Source organism: Flavimaricola marinus (assembly GCF_900184895.1).
Taxonomy (GTDB): Bacteria; Pseudomonadota; Alphaproteobacteria; order Rhodobacterales; family Rhodobacteraceae; genus Flavimaricola; species Flavimaricola marinus.
Window position 1 is genome coordinate 1 of sequence record NZ_FXZK01000046.1, and the last position, 1,268, is coordinate 1,268.

Consider the following 1,268-nt stretch of genomic DNA (forward strand, 5'->3'; position numbering starts at 1 on the left):
CTTGGTCATCGGGGTCTCCGTGTGGTTCGTGGTTGAAGCGTCGAAACCCCACCTCGATCATACACCTCGATGGCCACCTCGCCCTACACCGGAAGCGCCGATGAAATTACAACACGTCCTCGGACGCGGCAGGCCGCCAGCTGCGGATGTTCCTGGTGGCGGGCCAGCACAGCGATTACGCCTGTGCACGGGCATTGCTAGATGCCCTGCAACCCGCCAGACATCGATTGGCGGATCGCGGCTATGGTTCCGATTGCTATCGTGAAGTCCTTGAAGAAACGGGGATCAAGCCCCGCATTCCCTCGCGGAAAGGCTGCAAGATCGCGATCCTGCACGATGAGGCCCGCTATCAAGAGTTCCACGAGGTTGAGAACAGCTTTGCCCGCCTCAAGGACTGGCGGCGCGTTGCGACCCGCTAGGACAGATGTCCGAAGCCCTTCCTGTCCGCATGCGCCTTGACCGCAGTAATCATGTTGTGGATAGGAACCTTGAGCCTAGAACTTTGTTCAACATCTTTGGTCTCGGATCAAACACTACGACACGCGCTCAGTGTATCACTTTTGTCCGCATTTCCCGGGCTACTTGACGTTTTATCACCTCCAATTGCCGGTATGCTGTTATGTTTCTACTGAAGTTCGCCTCGAAGAACGCCACCATCAAAAATGGCGCCCTTTTGCGCATCGGTCAGGCATTTTGGCTCTTTCGAGCCAGCATCTCAAAATAATGCGGTTGATTATTTGTGATTCTGGTCTTGGCGCTGACGAGTGGCCGCCCCTGTTGGTGGTCCGATAAACAGCGCTACAATAGACCCGTCGGATCGCTTGGTTTGGGTTTTGGCAGTAGCATCCTAATCCGAGAAGCGGGTGGTGAACTGAACCGGTGTATTGAGCAGCCCCATTTGAGTGGTCCGAATTTAAAGCTAGTGCATGATCTGCCTTTGGTCCATCGGTACGATGGCCCCAGGCGCGAGTGGGAGGTAGCCAAATGCACTATGGGATCGCTTGGTGTTGTAGCGGTTTCTCCATCTTTCGATGATAATTTGGGCTTCGCGCAGGGAGTAAAAGATCTCGCATTCAGCAATTCATCTCGCATTAGCCCGTTGAAGCTTTCTCAATAGCCGTTGACCAGCTCCCCTTGGAGTCCTCGCCTATAAGTTAGCTCTGTTCGGGGTTTGGTCCTTCTCTTGACCGTTGGTGATACTCCCGCGGGGAGAGACCGTCGAGGCTCGAGTGCGGGCGGTGATGGTTGTAGTCGTCGCGCCATGCCGC

The 1,268-nt window shown here is 55.1% G+C and carries 1 protein-coding gene and 2 pseudogenes; 1 reads left to right on the forward strand and 2 read right to left on the reverse strand.

The annotated features are described in order from the left end of the window. Positions 1 to 140: 140 nt before the first annotated feature. Positions 141 to 419: a transposase gene (locus LOM8899_RS22950; RefSeq protein WP_370739416.1), complete on the forward strand. Its 279-nt coding sequence runs from the start codon at positions 141 to 143 to the stop codon at positions 417 to 419. 500 nt (positions 420 to 919) lie between these two features. On the opposite strand, the pseudogene LOM8899_RS22955 reads toward LOM8899_RS22950, so the two are convergent. Then, a pseudogene (locus tag LOM8899_RS22955) lies at positions 920 to 1,110 on the reverse strand (integrase core domain-containing protein); the annotation flags it as partial. A 37-nt stretch (positions 1,111 to 1,147) separates the two neighbouring features. After that, positions 1,148 to 1,268 (reverse strand): annotated as a pseudogene (locus tag LOM8899_RS22960) (integrase core domain-containing protein); the annotation flags it as partial.